We start from the raw sequence: 14449 nt of genomic DNA on the forward strand, positions 1-14449 counted from the left end.
TCCAACTTATTGATTTGATAACCTCGGGCTCGTCTCAAGACCAGGGAAGACGAGATGCGCCCCAACTTCGCCCATCCTGCCTGTGCGCACTTGGCATGGTGGCGTCTTGCGCAACGCGCCCTGGTCGTCGGTGCTGTATTGCTGCTCGCGGCCTGCGCCAGCAGCAGCCGGCGCCCCGAGCCCACCTACAAAGATTCCCGCTCCTCCCTGGCCAATTTGCCCGCTCGCGCCCCTAGCGGCGCCACCGGTACGGCCAACGATGTATTGTTCCGCGCCATCGCGCTGGTCGGCACGCCGTACCGCTGGGGCGGCAATACGCCCGACAGCGGCTTCGATTGCAGCGGCCTGGTCGACTACATCTATCGCAATGCGGCGGGTCTGAGCCTGCCCCATAGCTCCCGTGAAATGTCGCAATTGAGCGGCGAGCGGGTTCGCCAGATGAACGAGCTGATGAGCGGTGACCTGGTCTTCTTCGGTGGTTCGGGTGGCATCAGCCACGTGGGCGTCTACGTAGGTAAAGGCCGCTTTGTGCATGCGCCCAACAGCGGCGGCACGGTGAGGCTGGACGATATCGACGGCCCCTACTGGCGCGACCATTTCGAGTTCGGCAAGCGACTGCTCGACTGATCCGTCGCTCGTCGGGCCAGCCAGCGCGCCGCCACGCCTGTCGCGCTTCACACCCCGCATTCCCAGGCCACTTTAGGCTCCGCCTATCGTCGCGATTGAGAAATTGAATTGTACACAATTTAATTTTGCGCCTAGTATCTCTCGCATGAAACGGCAACCGACCCCCAATCAGCTCCTGCTCGACCAGCAACTGTGCTTTGCGCTGTATGCCGCGTCGCGCTCGGTGACGGGGCTGTACCGGCCGCTGCTCGAACCGCTGGGCCTGACCTATCCGCAGTACCTGGTGATGCTGGTGCTGTGGGAACGCGACGGGCTCACCGTGGGCGAACTCGGCCAGCGCCTCCAGCTGGATTCCGGAACGCTCACTCCCCTGCTCAAGCGTCTGCAGACCGCGGGCCTGGTGGCACGCCAGCGCCGCAAGGAAGACGAACGCGTGGTGGATATCCGACTCACCGACGCTGGCCTCGCCCTACGCGACAAGGCCAGCGGCATTCCCGAATGTCTCGCGCAGTGCATGCAGCTCTCACTCGATCAGATGCAAACCCTGCGCGATGAACTGAAACGACTTACCCAACAGATCCAACTCTCCCCAAGCGAGGACTAAACCCATGAACATCAGCAAGATTCTCTACACCGCCACCGCCACCGTTCACGGCGGCCGCGAAGGCCACGCCAAGAGCGACGACGGCGTGCTCGACCTGCAGCTGGTCGTGCCCAAGGGCCTGGGTGGCCCGGGTGGCCAGGGCAGCAACCCGGAGCAGCTGTTCGCCGCCGGCTATGCCGCCTGCTTCGAAGGCGCCGTGCGCTTCGTGGCGCGCCAGCAGAACGTGACGCTGAAGGACGCCTCGGTGACCGCGCACGTGGGCATTGGTCCGCGCGAACCGACGGGCTTCGGCATTGCGGTGAAGCTGGAAGTGAATCTGCCGGGTATCGACCGCGCCGTGGCGCAGGAACTGGTCGACACAGCGCATCGTGATATCTGCCCGTATTCGCATGCGACGCGCGGCAATGTGGATGTGGAAATCACGCTGGTCTGATCTGGTATTCCAGGTTGGAAACGATGACGGCACCGCGAGGTGCCGTTGTTGTTTGTGGCCCGTGTCGATGCGAGGCGGGAGCAGCGATGTGAGCGATCTGCAGGTCTGGAGATTTCGCTTCGTAGGCGTCGCGCACAGGGTGCGCTCCCACAAATATGTGGTCGCAACCTTGGAGCCGTGCCACGGCGTGCGAAACCCTTGTAGGAGCGCACCCTGTGCGCGACCAACCAACGGAGCGGCACACCCACGCGCCGCGGTCGCGCACAAGGTGCGCTCCTACAAGGGAACGGCAACGGCCAGACCTCGGCTTTGGCTCGAGGCTCTTGGCTCTCGGGGTCCCCGTATGACGCGGCGGGCGGGTGGAGGAAAGCCCGAAGGGTGGCCGCATGGATGCGGCCAGTTTTTCGACAGGACAGGGATGTCCTGTCGAAAAACCCCGTAACCCGCACGCGCACCTGGAGGGCCAACGGCCCGGAAGGCGCGTCATCCGGGGGGCCCTTTCTTTTGGTTACTTTTCTTTGGGCAAGCAAAGAAAAGTAACTCGGGCCGCGGCAGCGGCACGAAAGCCCGCGGCAGGCGAGCCAGATCGCCGCTTCGCGACAACCGAACGCAAAGTCACTGGATCCCGGCCTACGTCGGGATGACGAACGAAAAAAGCCGCCCCGTTTGGAGCGGCTTTTACGCGGCCTACTCTTATCCCAATCCTCTCCCCAAGAGAGAAGAGAAAGAGAAAAAGTCAGTGCGCCTCCGCACCCGGCGGATGCGCATGCCCATGCGAAATCTCTTCCTCAGTCCCATCGCGCACTTCATTGATGGTCACATCGAAATTCAGCGTCTTCCCCGCCATCGGGTGATTGAGGTCAACGTCGACCGTGGTCATGCCGACCTTCTCCACCACCACCACGCGGTGGCCGCCTTCCTTCAGCGCCAACACCGTGGTCATGCCCGGCTTGAGCTTGGCAGCCTGCTGGAAGTACTTCTTCGGCACGCGCTGGGTCATGCCCGGCTGGCGCTCGCCATAGCCCTCGGCAGCGGCGACTTCGACCTGCAGGTTTTCGCCTGCCTCATGGTCTTCCAGCGCCTTTTCCAGGCCCGGGATCAGCTGGCCGTGGCCGAGCAGTACCCATAGCGGTTCGTTGCGGTCGAGGGAGCTCTCGACCTTTTCACCGTCCACCGTCAGCGTGTAGTGGAGCGAGATGACCTTGTCCTTGCCAGCCTTCATTGCATGTCTCGTGATGGATCAAACGCTGAATTCTAGCAGCCTGCCCGGCTACTCGCCCGTGCCCGGCGGGGAGCGGCCAAAGCGGGCGCCACGGGCCTCGGGACCCACCCAGGCCAGGAAGGCCAGCAGCACGGCGACGGCGGCCATCCAGGCCGACATGGCGAAAGCCAGGCCGCCATGTTGCCGGGCGATCCACAGCTGGGCATTGGCCGTCACGGCCGCCAGCAGGTTGCCGGTCTGGTAGGCAAAGCCGGGCAAGGTGCCCCGCATGCCCTCGGGTGCCAGTTCGTTGAGATGCGTCGGCACCACGCCCCAGGCGCCCTGCACCATCACCTGGATCAGGAACGCACCCAACGCCAGCAGCGCCAACGTATTGCCGTACATCCACAGGGGAATCACCGGAATGGCGAGCAAGGCGGCCAGGATGATGGCCTTGCGCCGGCCGATGCGCTCCGACAACGCGCCGAAGAACAGGCCGCCCACCAGTGCACCGAGATTGAGCATCGCCACCAGCATGAAGGCCGCGCCCGAGCCGGTGGGCAGATGCAGGCCCTCCTCCTCGAAGGTGTGGTACAGGTCCTGCGAGCCGTGGCTGAACATGTTGAACGCCATCATCAGCAGCATGAGATAGAGGGCGAGCTTCCAATGGCCGCGCATCGATTCGAGCAGGCCCTTCTTGTCCTTGGCCGCGCGTTCCTGCTTCCACACTTCCGACTCCGGCACGCTGCGGCGGATGTACAACACCAGCAGCGCGGGCAACGCGCCGACGATAAACAGCCCACGCCAGCCGATGTGATCGACCAGCAGCCAGTTCACCAGTGCGCCCAGGAAGAACCCGACCGGGTAGCCGCTCTGCAACAGGCCCGACACCACGCCGCGCGCCTTGGGCGGAATCGATTCCATCGCCAGCGATGCGCCGATGCCCCATTCGCCGCCCATCGCCACGCCAAACAGGAAACGCAGCACCAGCAGCATGGTGAGCGAGGTGGAGAATGCCGTGGCCAGCTCGAACACGGAAAACAGAATCACATCGAGCATCAGGATGGGACGCCGGCCATAGCGATCGGCCAGGCGCCCGAACAACAGCGCACCGATGGGACGCGCCGCCAGCGTGAGCAACAGACCGAATGCCACTTCCTGATTGCCGACGTGGAATTCCTGCGCCACGCCCACGATTACGAAGGTCAGCAGGAAATAATCGAACGCATCCAGCGTCCAGCCCAGGAAGCTGGCCAGCACGGTGTGCCGCTGGGTGGTGGTGAGCTCCCGAAAGGGCGCGAACGGCGACATGTGTTGCTCCACGGTGAAGGATCACGACCGCCCGGGCGGCTCGCAGGGCGCCAAGCGAACCATCACCGCCGCCCTAGCGCAAGCCGGGAGTAGTGCCGGCCAAAGTTTGAAGGCATGCTCGCCTTCACATCACGCAGCCATGGAGTGGGCTGACATGTCGCCCATGGATGCCACCCTGTATCGCATCGCCAACTCGTACGACCACTGGCTCCAGCGCCGCTACGTCAAGGGCAAGCTGGCGGCCGACCCTGCGTACGCGGCGACGGCGGCCCTGGTGATGAACCGGCCGATGCCACTGCTGGACATCGGCTGCGGCATCGGCCTGCTCGGCCAATACCTGCATGCGCGCGGCGTCGTCACGCGCTACCTGGGCGTGGACAACGACTCGCGCAAGATCGACGCTGGCAACCGCGCCTTGCGGCAATCGGGTCTCGATGGCGTGCTGCAGCTGCGCCAGACCGATGGTGTGGCGGAGCAACCCATACGCGGCCATGTGGCCCTGCTCGATGTGCTGCACTACCTGCCCCGCGACGGCCAGCGTGCATTGCTGGAGAACGCCATGGTGCATGTCGCCCCGGGCGGCCTGCTGGTGATACGCAACGTGCTGCGCGAACGCAGCTGGCGTTATGCCCTCACGCGCGTTTCGGAGTTTTTCCTGAGCGCCAGTGGCTGGATGCGGGTGGGCGCCCAGCACTATCCCAGTGCCGATGAGCTGCGCGGGCAGCTCGAGGCCGCCGGTCTTTCGGTCAGCATCCGCTCGCTGCACGGCAAGATGCCGTTTGACAGCTACCTGGTGGTGGCAGAGCGGGCACGGGCCTGAAGACCCCGAAACCAGGGCTTCACACCCCGCCCTGGCGACCCGGTTTGGCAAACCAAGCAGCTAATTCAGAATTGCGCTATACTCCCCTGTCACGACCTTCCGTCGTGCCTCCCCCTTACTGATACTGCAACGCGGTTCGATTCGAACGCTCCGGGTTGCTCTGGAGCTTCCATGACTTTCGAATCGCTGGGCCTTGCGCCCGCGTTGTTGCGCGCGCTTGCCGACCAAGGCTACGCCGTCCCTACCCCCATCCAGGCTGCGGCCATTCCGGTTGTACTGGAAGGCGGCGACCTGCTCGCTGCTGCCCAGACCGGTACCGGCAAGACTGCGGCGTTCGCGCTGCCGCTCTTGCAGCACCTGTCCAACGCCGGCGCCACCCAGACCCGTCGCCCTCGTGCCCTCGTGCTCACGCCCACGCGTGAACTGGCGGCCCAGGTGCACGAGAACCTGCGCGACTACGGCAAGTACCTGCGCGTCAGCAGCACCACTATCTTTGGCGGCGTCAGCATGGCCCCGCAGATGCAGGCGCTGCGTCGTGGCGTCGACGTGGTCATCGCCACGCCAGGCCGCCTGATCGATCACATGCAGCAGCGCTCGCTGGATCTGTCCGGCGTGGAAGTGCTGATCCTGGACGAAGCCGACCGCATGCTCGACATGGGCTTCCTGCCCGCGTTGAAGCGCATTCTGTCCGCCGTGCCCAAGCAGCGTCAGACGCTGCTGTTCTCGGCCACTTTCGCGGGCCCGATCAAGGCGCTGGCGATGCAGTTCATGCATCAGCCGCGCGAAGTGTCGGTGACCCCGGCCAATAGCGTGGCCACCACCGTCACGCATCACGTGCATCCGGTGGACGCGGGCAAGAAGCGCGACCTGCTGCTGCACGTGCTGTCGCAGGACAGCCGCCGCCAGACCCTGGTGTTCAGCCGCACCAAGCACGGCGCCGACAAGCTGGTGACGTTCCTGGGTGCTGCCGGCCTGCGCGCCGCCGCCATCCACGGCAACAAGAGCCAGAATGCGCGCACCCGTGCACTGAGCGATTTCAAGACTGGCCGCGTGACTGTGCTGGTGGCGACCGATATCGCCGCGCGCGGCATCGACATCGATCAGCTGCCCATCGTGATCAACTTCGACCTGCCGATGGTCGCGGAAGACTACGTGCACCGCATCGGCCGCACGGGTCGTGCCGGTGCCGAGGGCATGGCCGTGTCGCTGGTGAGCCATGACGAGTCGGGCCTGCTGCGTGACATCCGCAAGCTGCTCAAGCAGGACATCGCCTTCAGCGACGTGCCGGGCTTCGAGCCGTCGCATCCGCTGCGCACGGACGCCGCCGCACCGCGTCCGGTGCAGGGCCAGCGCCAGGCGCGCCCGGCTGCTCGCCCGCAGGGTGGCCGTCCGCAGGGGTCGCATCGCCCGCACGGTCATGGCTCGGGCCATGGCTTCGGCGGCGGCGAGCGTCCGGCCGAAGGCAACCGCAAGCGTCAGCGTCGCGGTCGCCCCGCTGCCAAGGCGTAAGCACGCCCCATGGTGAGGCCTCGCGCTCAGGCGCCGAGGCCTCACGCTGTACCAACAGCCCCACTGGGCTGTGCAAGTTACCTGCGCTATTTCCTGAACCGTGACGCGTCATGTTGGCCCGAGTGCCAACGAACTATGCGAAGGTGTGCGCACGCCCTTGTGGCGTAGCTGCCCAAATAGCTTTGACGAATCTCTCATTCGCTTGCCACGGGATTTGTCCAAACATAGTCACGGTAAAGGAGCATCGAGATGAGCGGCGAACGATCCAAGCCCATCATGATCGGCCTTGCACTACTCGCCATCGTGGCCGTGGTCGCCACCATAGCGATTCCCACCTGGCGCAATCATCACGTGTCCGAACGCCTGGACGAAGCACTCCAGTCCGGTGAAGCGGCAAAGCTGGTAGTGATGGAAGCCGCCACCGTGCGCGGCGGGCTGAGCCAGCTCAAACCTGGCGACCTCACCTTCAACGCCACATCGTCGGTCAGTGCGTATACGTCGAAGATCGACGTCTCCGAAACCGGGCGCATCACCATTGCGACGCAGAACACCGGCGCGACACCCGACCCCGTTTTTCTTCTCACACCCCTGGACAATTCAGCGGCCGGCGGCAATGCCCCGGTGGTGTGGAGTTGCGACATCATTGCCGGCGCCACCCAATGGATGCCTGCACGCTGCACGCGCCCCGCATTGCCGGCGCCGGCTGCCACCAAGGGCTGAGTCGCGCGCGCCAGGGTAGCTACGGCTCTCGAATGCGCGAGGTGAGCACGTGGTCTTCCCACACGCCGGCGATCTGCAGGTAGCGCTTGGCATAACCTTCGCGCTCAAAACCAAGCCGCTCCAGCAAGCGACCGCTGCGTTCATTGCGCGGCATGTAGTTGGCCATCACACGATGCATGTCCAACTGATGGAAGGCCCAAGGCAGCGCCGTTTCCAATACTTCCTGCATCAAGCCCTGCGATTGCCTGCGCTGGGCCACGCTATAACCCAGGTGACAGGCCTGGAACGCACCGCGCACCACGTTGGCGAAGGTGAAGCTGGCGAGGATTTCCTGGCCCGACAGGTCCAGCGCAAAGAACGGATAGGCCCGATCCAGCCGCACGGCCTCGCGCGATTCCGCCAACGTCTGCACGCAGTGGTCAAGGGTGTAGTAAGCGTCGTCGCGCAACGGTTCCCAGGGCGCCAGATGCTCGCGGTTCTGCTCGCGATAACGCAGCAGTTTCCACGCATCGGCCACCTCGACCAGCCGCAGCACCGCGCGGCGCGTGGTGATGGGATGCAACACGCTCACAACGCCCCCAGCGCCTCGGCGTGATGACGAAGGTGGTCGTCGATGAAACTGGTGATGAAGTAGTAGCTGTGGTCGTAACCGCCATGCCGGCGCAGCAGCAACGACTGGCCRCCTTCGGCGCAGGCCTGGTCAAACAACTCGGGCTTGAGCTGCGTGGCGAGAAAGCCATCGGCTTCGCCCTGGTCGATCAGGATGGTGCCGTCGAAACGGTGCGTGCGCACCAGTTCGCAGGCGTCATAGTCCGCCCAGGTTTTCACATCGTCGCCAAGGTAACGCGGGAATGCCTTCTGCCCCCACGGCACCTGGCTAGGCGCCACGATCGGCGCGAAGGCCGATACCGAGCGGTATCGATCCGGATGGCGCAAGGCGATGGTGAGCGCGCCGTGGCCACCCATCGAATGGCCGGTGATGCCGCTGCGGGCGATATCGGCAGGAAAGTGCGCTGCAATCAGCGCGGGCAGTTCATCTACGATGTAACTGTGCATGCGAAAGCGCGATGACCAAGGCGACTGCGTCGCATCGAGATAGAAGCCGGCGCCTTCGCCGAATTCCCAGTCGCCGGTGGCGCCGTCCAAACCGGTCTGGCGCGGGCTGGTATCGGGCATCACCAGGATCAGCCCCAACTCGGCGGCCAGCCGCTGGGCGCCGGCCTTGATCGTTGCGGTTTCTTCCGTGCAGGTCAGGCCGGCGAGGAAATACAGCACCGGGCACGCCTGCTGTGCCGCTTGCGGCGGCTGGAACAGCGCAAAGCGCATCGGTCCGCCGCAACTATCCGATTGATGTCGGTAAAACCCCTGCACGCCACCGTGGCAGCGTTGCTCGGAGATCGTTTCGATCCCTGTCATGGTCAATCCTTGTGCTGAAACAGAGCCTGCCAATGATAATGCGCTTGTCTCAGCGCTCCTGGTCGGTGGGCCGCATCAGCACTTCGTTGATGTTGACGTGTGAAGGACGCGACACGCAGAACGTGATGGCCTCCGCCACGTCCACCGACTGCAGCTGGCGCATGCTGTCGGCCCACGCGTTGAGGTTGTCCTTGGTGACAGCGTGGCCGATGTGGTCTCGCAGTTCCGTCTCCACCACGCCGGGCTCGATCACGGTGACGCGGATATTGTGCTGGTACACCTCCCGGCGCAACGCTTCGGAAAACGCCACCACGCCGAACTTGGTCGCCGAATACGCGGCGGCGTTGGGATTGGCCACGCGCCCGGCCGTCGACGAGATATTCACGATGTGCCCGTCGCGGCGCTGGCGCATGCCGGGCAACGCAGCCTGCGTGGAGGCGATGAGGCTGAGCACGTTCAGCTCCAGCATGTGACGCCAGCGGCCGAGATCGGCCTCTTCGACCGGCTCCAGATACATCACGCCGGCGTTGTTCACCAGAATGTCCAGGCGGCCGTAGCGCGCCTCTGTCTCGGACACGATGCGCTGGGCTTCGTGCTCGTCGGCGAGATCGGCCACGAGCACGAGCGGATCGGCGCCCAGCGCTTGCAGCTTCACGGCCAGCGCCTCCAGACGGTCGCGACGACGGGCCGCGATAGCAACCTTTGCCCCCGCCTCAGCCAGGTCCAGCGCGGTGGCCTCACCTATCCCCGACGAGGCGCCAGTGACCAGCGCAACTCGACCATCAAGACGTCCAGACATGAATAATCCTCACCCAATAGCCATCAGCTAGCACAAAAATCCCGGCGCGACCGGGCCAGCCTGTTACAATACCGTCATTCTCCCGCATGCCCTCGTGCATGCCATGTCGAGGTTCCCCCATGTCCTCCCCGTCTTCCGATTCCCAGCCGGCAGCCGTCGGCTTTGCTGCGCTTGGCCTTCATCCGGAGCTGCTGCGCGCACTCACCGATGTCGGTTATGAGTCGCCCTCGCCGATCCAGGCCGCCACCATTCCGCCGCTGCTGGAAGGTCGCGACGTGCTTGGCCAGGCGCAGACCGGCACCGGCAAAACCGCCGCGTTCGCGTTGCCGATTCTTTCGCGCATCGATTTGAAGCCCGGCAAGCCGCAGGCGCTGGTGCTGGCGCCGACGCGCGAGCTGGCCATCCAGGTGGCTGAAGCGTTCCAGCGTTACGCCACGCACATGCCAGGCCTGCAGGTGCTGCCGATCTATGGCGGCCAGAGCTATGGCCCGCAGCTGCACTCGCTCAAGCGCGGCGTGCAGATCGTGGTGGGTACGCCCGGCCGCGTGATCGACCATCTCGATCGCGGCACGCTCGACCTGTCCGAGCTGAAGTTCCTGGTGCTCGACGAAGCCGACGAAATGCTGCGCATGGGCTTCATCGACGACGTCGAGAAAGTGCTGCAGGCGACCCCGCCGCAGCGCCAGGTGGCGCTGTTCTCCGCCACCATGCCCACGCCGATCCGCAAGATTGCGCAGCAGCATCTGAAAGATCCGCGCGAAGTGACGATCAAGTCGTCGACCACCACCGCGGCGAATATCCGCCAGCGTTACTGGTTCGTCAGCGGCATGCACAAGCTCGACGCGATGACCCGCATCCTCGAGGCCGAGCCGTTTGACGCGATGATCATCTTCGCGCGCACCAAGTCGGCCACCGAAGAACTGGCCGAGAAGCTGCAGGCGCGCGGCCTCGCCGCCGCTGCCATCAACGGCGACATCGCGCAGGCTCAGCGCGAGCGCGTGATCCAGCAGCTCAAGGACGGCAAGCTCGACATCCTGGTGGCCACCGACGTGGCCGCGCGTGGTCTGGACGTGGAACGCATCAGCCACGTGATGAACTACGACATCCCGTACGACACCGAGAGCTACGTGCACCGCATCGGCCGTACCGGTCGCGCGGGTCGCAGCGGTGAGGCGATCCTGTTCGTCACGCCGCGCGAGAAAGGCATGCTGCGCGCGATCGAACGCGCCACCCGCCAGCCCATCGAAGAGATGAAGCTGCCGACGGTGGAAGCAGTCAACGACGTGCGTATCGCCAAGTTCAAGCAGCGCATCAGCGACACCATCGCGGTGGGCGAACTGCAGCTGTTCCAGCAGCTGATCGAGCAGTACGAGCAGGAACACAATATCCCGGCCGTCGAAATCGCTGCCGCGTTGGCACGCATCGCCCAGGGCAACCAGCCGCTGCTGCTGACGCCGCCGGCCAAGCGCGAATTCACCCCGCGCGAACCGCAGGGTCGTGAACGCGAGCATGGCCGTGACCGTGGCGATCGCGAGCATCGGGGCGATCGCGAGCATCGCGGTGAACGCGAACATCGTCCGCACGATCGCGACAGTGGCCCGCGCGATTTCACGCCGCGCCCCGTGCGCCCGCATCACACGGAAGAAGGCAAGCGTACCTTCCGCGTGGAAGTGGGCCATGAGCACGGCGTCAAGCCGGGCAACATCATCGGCGCCATCGCCAACGAAGCCGGCCTGGAAAGCGGCCATATCGGCCGCCTGAGCATCCGCGGCGAATACAGCCTGATCGACCTGCCCGACGGCATGCCGGCCGAAGTGTTCCAGCACCTGCAGAAGGTGTGGGTGAGCCAGCAGCAGCTGCGCATCAAGCCGTGGGACGGCGATGACAGCGGCGCCGGCGATGCCGCTCCGCGTCGCCAGGGTGGCGGTTTCCGTCCGGGTGGCGGCTTCAACAAGAAGCCGGGTGGCGGAAAGCCGCGGCCGCAGGGGCATAGCGGTGGGAATAAGGGGCCGCGTCGCGCGAAGTAAGCGCGGGGCCTCGTGTGCCTGACGTCGAGGCCACATCAAGAACCAAATCGCGCCCGGCATCGCCGGGCGTGTTTTTTGTAGGAGCGCACTTGTGCGCGACCAGCCTACGGAGCGGTACATCCAGGTGGTGCGGTCGCGCACAAGTGCGCTCCTACAAGGCGACGCAGGTTCGTGGATGGCGGATCAATCTTGTCGGTCGGCTCTTCTGTGGGAGCGCACCCTGTGCGCGACAACCCTACGGAGCGGTGCACCGCAGCGTGGCTGTCGCGCACAGGGTGCGCTCCCACAGACAAGCGCCAGGCCGGGCGCGGCAGCGAGTTTGTGTGCCAAAGCCGATGCGCAGCGATGCAGCGCTTTAAGCCCTCTTCGCCATGGCGCGTTGCGGTGTAGTCCAATCGCATGTCGGACGATCGCCACGCTTCCGAGCCCTTCGAGCGACAGGAGATCGTATTCAACACGACACTACGAGCCCTTGCTCTTCTAGGCCATTCTCTTTGGGTTACTTTTCTCTTGGGCCAGCAAGAGAAAAGTGACTCGAGCGGCGGCAGCCGCTCGAAACGCCCGCCGCGCTGGCGGCAGCGCGACAATCGAAGCGCAAAGTCACTGGATTCCTGCCTTCGCAGGAATGACTAGCTGAAAGGCTGAAAGCAGGCGTCATGACGACGAGCACGAAGTGGCATGGCGAAAGCCCCCATCGTTCCCCTCCAGTGACGCATCGTTCACCCCACGCACGCTGCAATTCCCCGCCAAATCCCTAACCTAGGGTGGTCCCCAAAAGGTACGCCACCATGACCACCCTCCCCAGCCTCTACATCTCCCACGGCTCGCCCATGACCGCGATCCAGCCCCGTCGCGTGGGCGAGCGGCTGGCCGAGCTCGCGCGTGAACTGCCCCGGCCCAGGGCCATCGTGATCGCTACCGCGCACTGGCTGGCGCGCCAGCCGCAGGTGGGCGGGGCCACACGTCCCGAGACCATCCACGATTTCCATGGCTTTCCGCAGGCGCTGTTCGACATCCAATATCCGGCGAAGGGGGAGCCGGCACTCGCTGCCCATGTCACCGAACTGCTCGACAAGGCCGGCCTGCCGACCACGCTCGATCCCACGCAGGGCCTGGATCACGGCGCCTGGGTGCCGTTGCGCCTGCTCTACCCCGACGCCGACATCCCTGTCGTTCCCCTCTCCATCCAGCCGCAGCTGGGGCCTGCCCATCAATACGCGGTGGGTCGCGCGCTGGCACCTTTGCGCAACGACGGCGTGCTGGTGATCGGTTCGGGCAGCATCACGCACAACCTGCACGATTTCCGCGCCGGCTACAGCGAAGAGCGCGAGGCGCCGTACGTACGACCGTTCATCGAATGGATCGAGAACAAGTTGTCCGCGGGTGACGTGCCCGCCCTGCTCGACTATCGCCGTCGGGCGCCGTTTGCCGAACGCGCGCATCCCACCGACGAACACCTGCTTCCGCTGTTCGTGGCGCTGGGCGCGGCGGGCGAGGGCTCGCACGCCCAGCGCATCGATGCCGGTATCGAATATGGCCTGCTCGCGATGGATATCTACCGCTTCGACAGCGCCGTCACTTCACGATAATCGTGCCGACCATCATGGGATGGATGGCGCAGTAGTACGCATAGGTGCCAGCGTGGTCGAACGTGATGGCGTAGCTGTCGCTGGTGTCGAGCGCCTTTGACGTCGCAAACTGATTGCCTGCACTGACCACCACGTGCGGTTCTTCATCGAGATTGGTCCACACCACGCGCGTGCCCGCCGTAATGGTCAAGGTTTTCGGAGCAAACGCGAAATCCTTGATGTCCACCACGGCGGGCTTGGCGGGCGTGCTCTTCGCTGCGCTGGCAGCCAGCGCCGGCGAGGTTGTCGCGGCGGCCACGACCAAGGTCGTGATCACCGAAAGCGACCATGACATCACGTTCATGCCATCACCTCTTCGGTCACGGCCAGCGCGTGGCTGCCCTGCACGTGGCGCACGTCGCGTATACCCAGATAGCGATGCAGGTCGTTCGGGGCGACGTCCTTCATTGGCCCGGGCGCAGGCGCCGTGCCAGGCGCGGGCTGCGGATAAGCCGTGGAGCGCGCGGTGTAGAAGGTGATGCTGCCTTCGACCTTCTGCTGGATCTGGTGGATGTGGCCGTTGAGCACGCTCACCGAACCGAAGCGACGCAGATAGCTCACCGCTTCATTGCTGTCGTCCGTGCCCCAGCCCCAGTCCGGATAAAGCGGCCATAACGGCATGTGCGCGAACACCACCAGCGGCGTGTCGGCGGAAAGTCCGGCGAGATCCTTCTTCAGCCATGCCAGCTGATCGGCGCCGAGCGAGCCCAAGCCACCGGCTTTCAGATTCAGCACGTTGATCAGTCCCACGAAATGCACGCCGTGATGGTCGAAGCTGTACCAGCCGCCACTTTGTTGGCGTTCGCCGAAACGGCGGAAGTATTCGGCGCCGTTGTCGCCGATCACGTCGTGTTCGCCGGGCACGTAGAACACCTTGGCCATGCGCGCGTCCTGCATGATGCCGGACAGCGCGTCGAATTCCTCCGGTCGCGACAAATGCGTAAGGTCACCCGTATGCAGCACGAAATCGGGCTCCTTCTTCTGCGCGTTGATCATCGCCAGCGACTGTCGCAGCGTGCCGGCCACATCCATGTTCGGCGCCTTGTGAAAGCCGATATGCGAGTCGCTGATCTGCACGAAGCTGAAGGTGGAGTCGGCAGCAGTGGCCGCTCCCTGTGCCGTCAGCGGCTGGGCTTTCAATACGCCGCCGTGCATCAGCCATAGCGTGCCGGCACCGGCCCACGCCATGCATTTGAGGAACTGGCGGCGGTCGCCGGCCTCGAGGTCTTGAATGTCGTCCATGGTCGGATCTCCGCTAGTGGCGGCAGACACTTCGTCCGCGCCCTAAGCCAAATACCCGCCGATGCACCGGTCTATTCCCGGCACGTGCCGCGAAAAGCGCGTTGGAATAAAG

The 14449-nt window shown here is 64.7% G+C and carries 15 protein-coding genes; 8 read left to right on the forward strand and 7 right to left on the reverse strand.

The features are described 5' to 3' along the window. Positions 1-54 precede the first annotated feature (54 nt). From AC1DE1_RS11765 to AC1DE1_RS11775, 3 genes are all read left to right on the forward strand, one after another. On the forward strand, positions 55-627 hold the full coding sequence (locus AC1DE1_RS11765; protein WP_441604344.1) for a C40 family peptidase: 573 nt from the start codon (positions 55-57) through the stop codon (positions 625-627). A gap of 145 nt (positions 628-772) precedes the next feature. Next, complete coding sequence (locus tag AC1DE1_RS11770; protein WP_441604345.1) at positions 773-1231, forward strand: MarR family winged helix-turn-helix transcriptional regulator; 459 nt, start codon at positions 773-775, stop codon at positions 1229-1231. A gap of 4 nt (positions 1232-1235) precedes the next feature. Beyond that, the gene (locus AC1DE1_RS11775; protein WP_046972943.1) at positions 1236-1664 is read left to right on the forward strand and encodes an organic hydroperoxide resistance protein; all 429 of its coding nucleotides are present in this window, start codon (positions 1236-1238) and stop codon (positions 1662-1664) included. A gap of 736 nt (positions 1665-2400) precedes the next feature. Here the strand turns inward: AC1DE1_RS11775 and AC1DE1_RS11780 are convergent. Beyond that, positions 2401-2886, reverse strand: a complete 486-nt coding sequence (locus AC1DE1_RS11780) for an FKBP-type peptidyl-prolyl cis-trans isomerase (protein ID WP_477163498.1) — start codon at positions 2884-2886, stop codon at positions 2401-2403. A gap of 48 nt (positions 2887-2934) precedes the next feature. Continuing rightward, positions 2935-4176 (reverse strand): MFS transporter, encoded by a 1242-nt coding sequence (locus AC1DE1_RS11785; RefSeq protein ID WP_441604347.1) that lies wholly within the window; start codon positions 4174-4176, stop codon positions 2935-2937. Positions 4177-4330: 154 nt separating this feature from the next. Here AC1DE1_RS11785 and AC1DE1_RS11790 point away from each other — a divergent pair, with 154 nt between their 5' ends. The 3 genes from AC1DE1_RS11790 to AC1DE1_RS11800 all read left to right on the forward strand — a co-directional run bounded on the left by AC1DE1_RS11790 (position 4331) and on the right by AC1DE1_RS11800 (position 7225). Continuing rightward, positions 4331-4996, forward strand: a complete 666-nt coding sequence (locus AC1DE1_RS11790; protein WP_441604348.1) for a class I SAM-dependent methyltransferase — start codon at positions 4331-4333, stop codon at positions 4994-4996. 171 nt (positions 4997-5167) lie between these two features. Then, positions 5168-6505, forward strand: a complete 1338-nt coding sequence (locus AC1DE1_RS11795; protein WP_477177257.1) for a DEAD/DEAH box helicase — start codon at positions 5168-5170, stop codon at positions 6503-6505. Positions 6506-6754: 249 nt separating this feature from the next. After that, positions 6755-7225 (forward strand): pilin, encoded by a 471-nt coding sequence (locus AC1DE1_RS11800; RefSeq protein ID WP_477177258.1) that lies wholly within the window; start codon positions 6755-6757, stop codon positions 7223-7225. A 19-nt stretch (positions 7226-7244) separates the two neighbouring features. On the opposite strand, the gene rimJ is transcribed toward AC1DE1_RS11800, so the two are convergent. Genes rimJ through AC1DE1_RS11815 form a run of 3 tightly spaced genes read right to left on the reverse strand, consistent with a single transcriptional unit; the run spans position 7245 to position 9440 of the window. Further along, entirely contained in the window at positions 7245-7796 is a 552-nt protein-coding gene (gene rimJ, locus AC1DE1_RS11805; RefSeq protein ID WP_441604351.1) for a ribosomal protein S5-alanine N-acetyltransferase, read from the reverse strand. Next, positions 7793-8641: an S-formylglutathione hydrolase gene (fghA, locus tag AC1DE1_RS11810; protein WP_477177259.1), complete on the reverse strand. Its 849-nt coding sequence runs from the start codon at positions 8639-8641 to the stop codon at positions 7793-7795. The genes rimJ and fghA overlap by 4 nt, the downstream gene beginning before the upstream one ends. Positions 8642-8690: 49 nt before the next feature. Beyond that, positions 8691-9440 carry an SDR family NAD(P)-dependent oxidoreductase gene (locus AC1DE1_RS11815; protein WP_441604353.1) on the reverse strand — a complete coding sequence of 250 codons (750 nt, stop codon included), beginning with the start codon at positions 9438-9440 and terminating at the stop codon, positions 8691-8693. 119 nt (positions 9441-9559) lie between these two features. Here AC1DE1_RS11815 and AC1DE1_RS11820 point away from each other — a divergent pair, with 119 nt between their 5' ends. Together AC1DE1_RS11820 and AC1DE1_RS11825 are read left to right on the forward strand one after the other, a co-directional pair. Continuing rightward, positions 9560-11467: a DEAD/DEAH box helicase gene (locus AC1DE1_RS11820; RefSeq protein ID WP_477177260.1), complete on the forward strand. Its 1908-nt coding sequence runs from the start codon at positions 9560-9562 to the stop codon at positions 11465-11467. A gap of 788 nt (positions 11468-12255) precedes the next feature. Beyond that, a complete protein-coding gene (locus tag AC1DE1_RS11825) occupies positions 12256-13056 on the forward strand; it encodes a dioxygenase family protein (RefSeq protein ID WP_477177261.1) in 801 nt (266 codons plus the stop codon). On the opposite strand, the gene AC1DE1_RS11830 is transcribed toward AC1DE1_RS11825, so the two are convergent. Both AC1DE1_RS11830 and AC1DE1_RS11835 read right to left on the reverse strand, forming a co-directional pair. After that, positions 13043-13399, reverse strand: a complete 357-nt coding sequence (locus tag AC1DE1_RS11830) for a cupredoxin domain-containing protein (protein ID WP_477179098.1) — start codon at positions 13397-13399, stop codon at positions 13043-13045. The two genes, AC1DE1_RS11825 and AC1DE1_RS11830, sit on opposite strands and share 14 nt — an antisense overlap. Then, complete coding sequence (locus AC1DE1_RS11835; protein ID WP_477177263.1) at positions 13396-14337, reverse strand: metallophosphoesterase family protein; 942 nt, start codon at positions 14335-14337, stop codon at positions 13396-13398. The genes AC1DE1_RS11830 and AC1DE1_RS11835 overlap by 4 nt, the downstream gene beginning before the upstream one ends. Between the last annotated feature and the right edge of the window lie 112 nt (positions 14338-14449).

It is taken from the genome of Dyella sp. 05T440 (assembly GCF_056395965.1).

Coding starts and splice junctions, on each gene's coding strand:
- AC1DE1_RS11765 (WP_441604344.1), top strand. CDS start 55: ATGCGCCCCAACTTCGCCCATCCTGCCTGTGCGCACTTGGCATGGTGG.
- AC1DE1_RS11770 (WP_441604345.1), top strand. CDS start 773: ATGAAACGGCAACCGACCCCCAATCAGCTCCTGCTCGACCAGCAACTG.
- AC1DE1_RS11775 (WP_046972943.1), top strand. CDS start 1,236: ATGAACATCAGCAAGATTCTCTACACCGCCACCGCCACCGTTCACGGC.
- AC1DE1_RS11780 (WP_477163498.1), bottom strand. CDS start 2,886: ATGAAGGCTGGCAAGGACAAGGTCATCTCGCTCCACTACACGCTGACG.
- AC1DE1_RS11785 (WP_441604347.1), bottom strand. CDS start 4,176: ATGTCGCCGTTCGCGCCCTTTCGGGAGCTCACCACCACCCAGCGGCAC.
- AC1DE1_RS11790 (WP_441604348.1), top strand. CDS start 4,331: ATGTCGCCCATGGATGCCACCCTGTATCGCATCGCCAACTCGTACGAC.
- AC1DE1_RS11795 (WP_477177257.1), top strand. CDS start 5,168: ATGACTTTCGAATCGCTGGGCCTTGCGCCCGCGTTGTTGCGCGCGCTT.
- AC1DE1_RS11800 (WP_477177258.1), top strand. CDS start 6,755: ATGAGCGGCGAACGATCCAAGCCCATCATGATCGGCCTTGCACTACTC.
- AC1DE1_RS11815 (WP_441604353.1), bottom strand. CDS start 9,440: ATGTCTGGACGTCTTGATGGTCGAGTTGCGCTGGTCACTGGCGCCTCG.
- AC1DE1_RS11820 (WP_477177260.1), top strand. CDS start 9,560: ATGTCCTCCCCGTCTTCCGATTCCCAGCCGGCAGCCGTCGGCTTTGCT.
- AC1DE1_RS11825 (WP_477177261.1), top strand. CDS start 12,256: ATGACCACCCTCCCCAGCCTCTACATCTCCCACGGCTCGCCCATGACC.
- AC1DE1_RS11830 (WP_477179098.1), bottom strand. CDS start 13,399: ATGAACGTGATGTCATGGTCGCTTTCGGTGATCACGACCTTGGTCGTG.
- AC1DE1_RS11835 (WP_477177263.1), bottom strand. CDS start 14,337: ATGGACGACATTCAAGACCTCGAGGCCGGCGACCGCCGCCAGTTCCTC.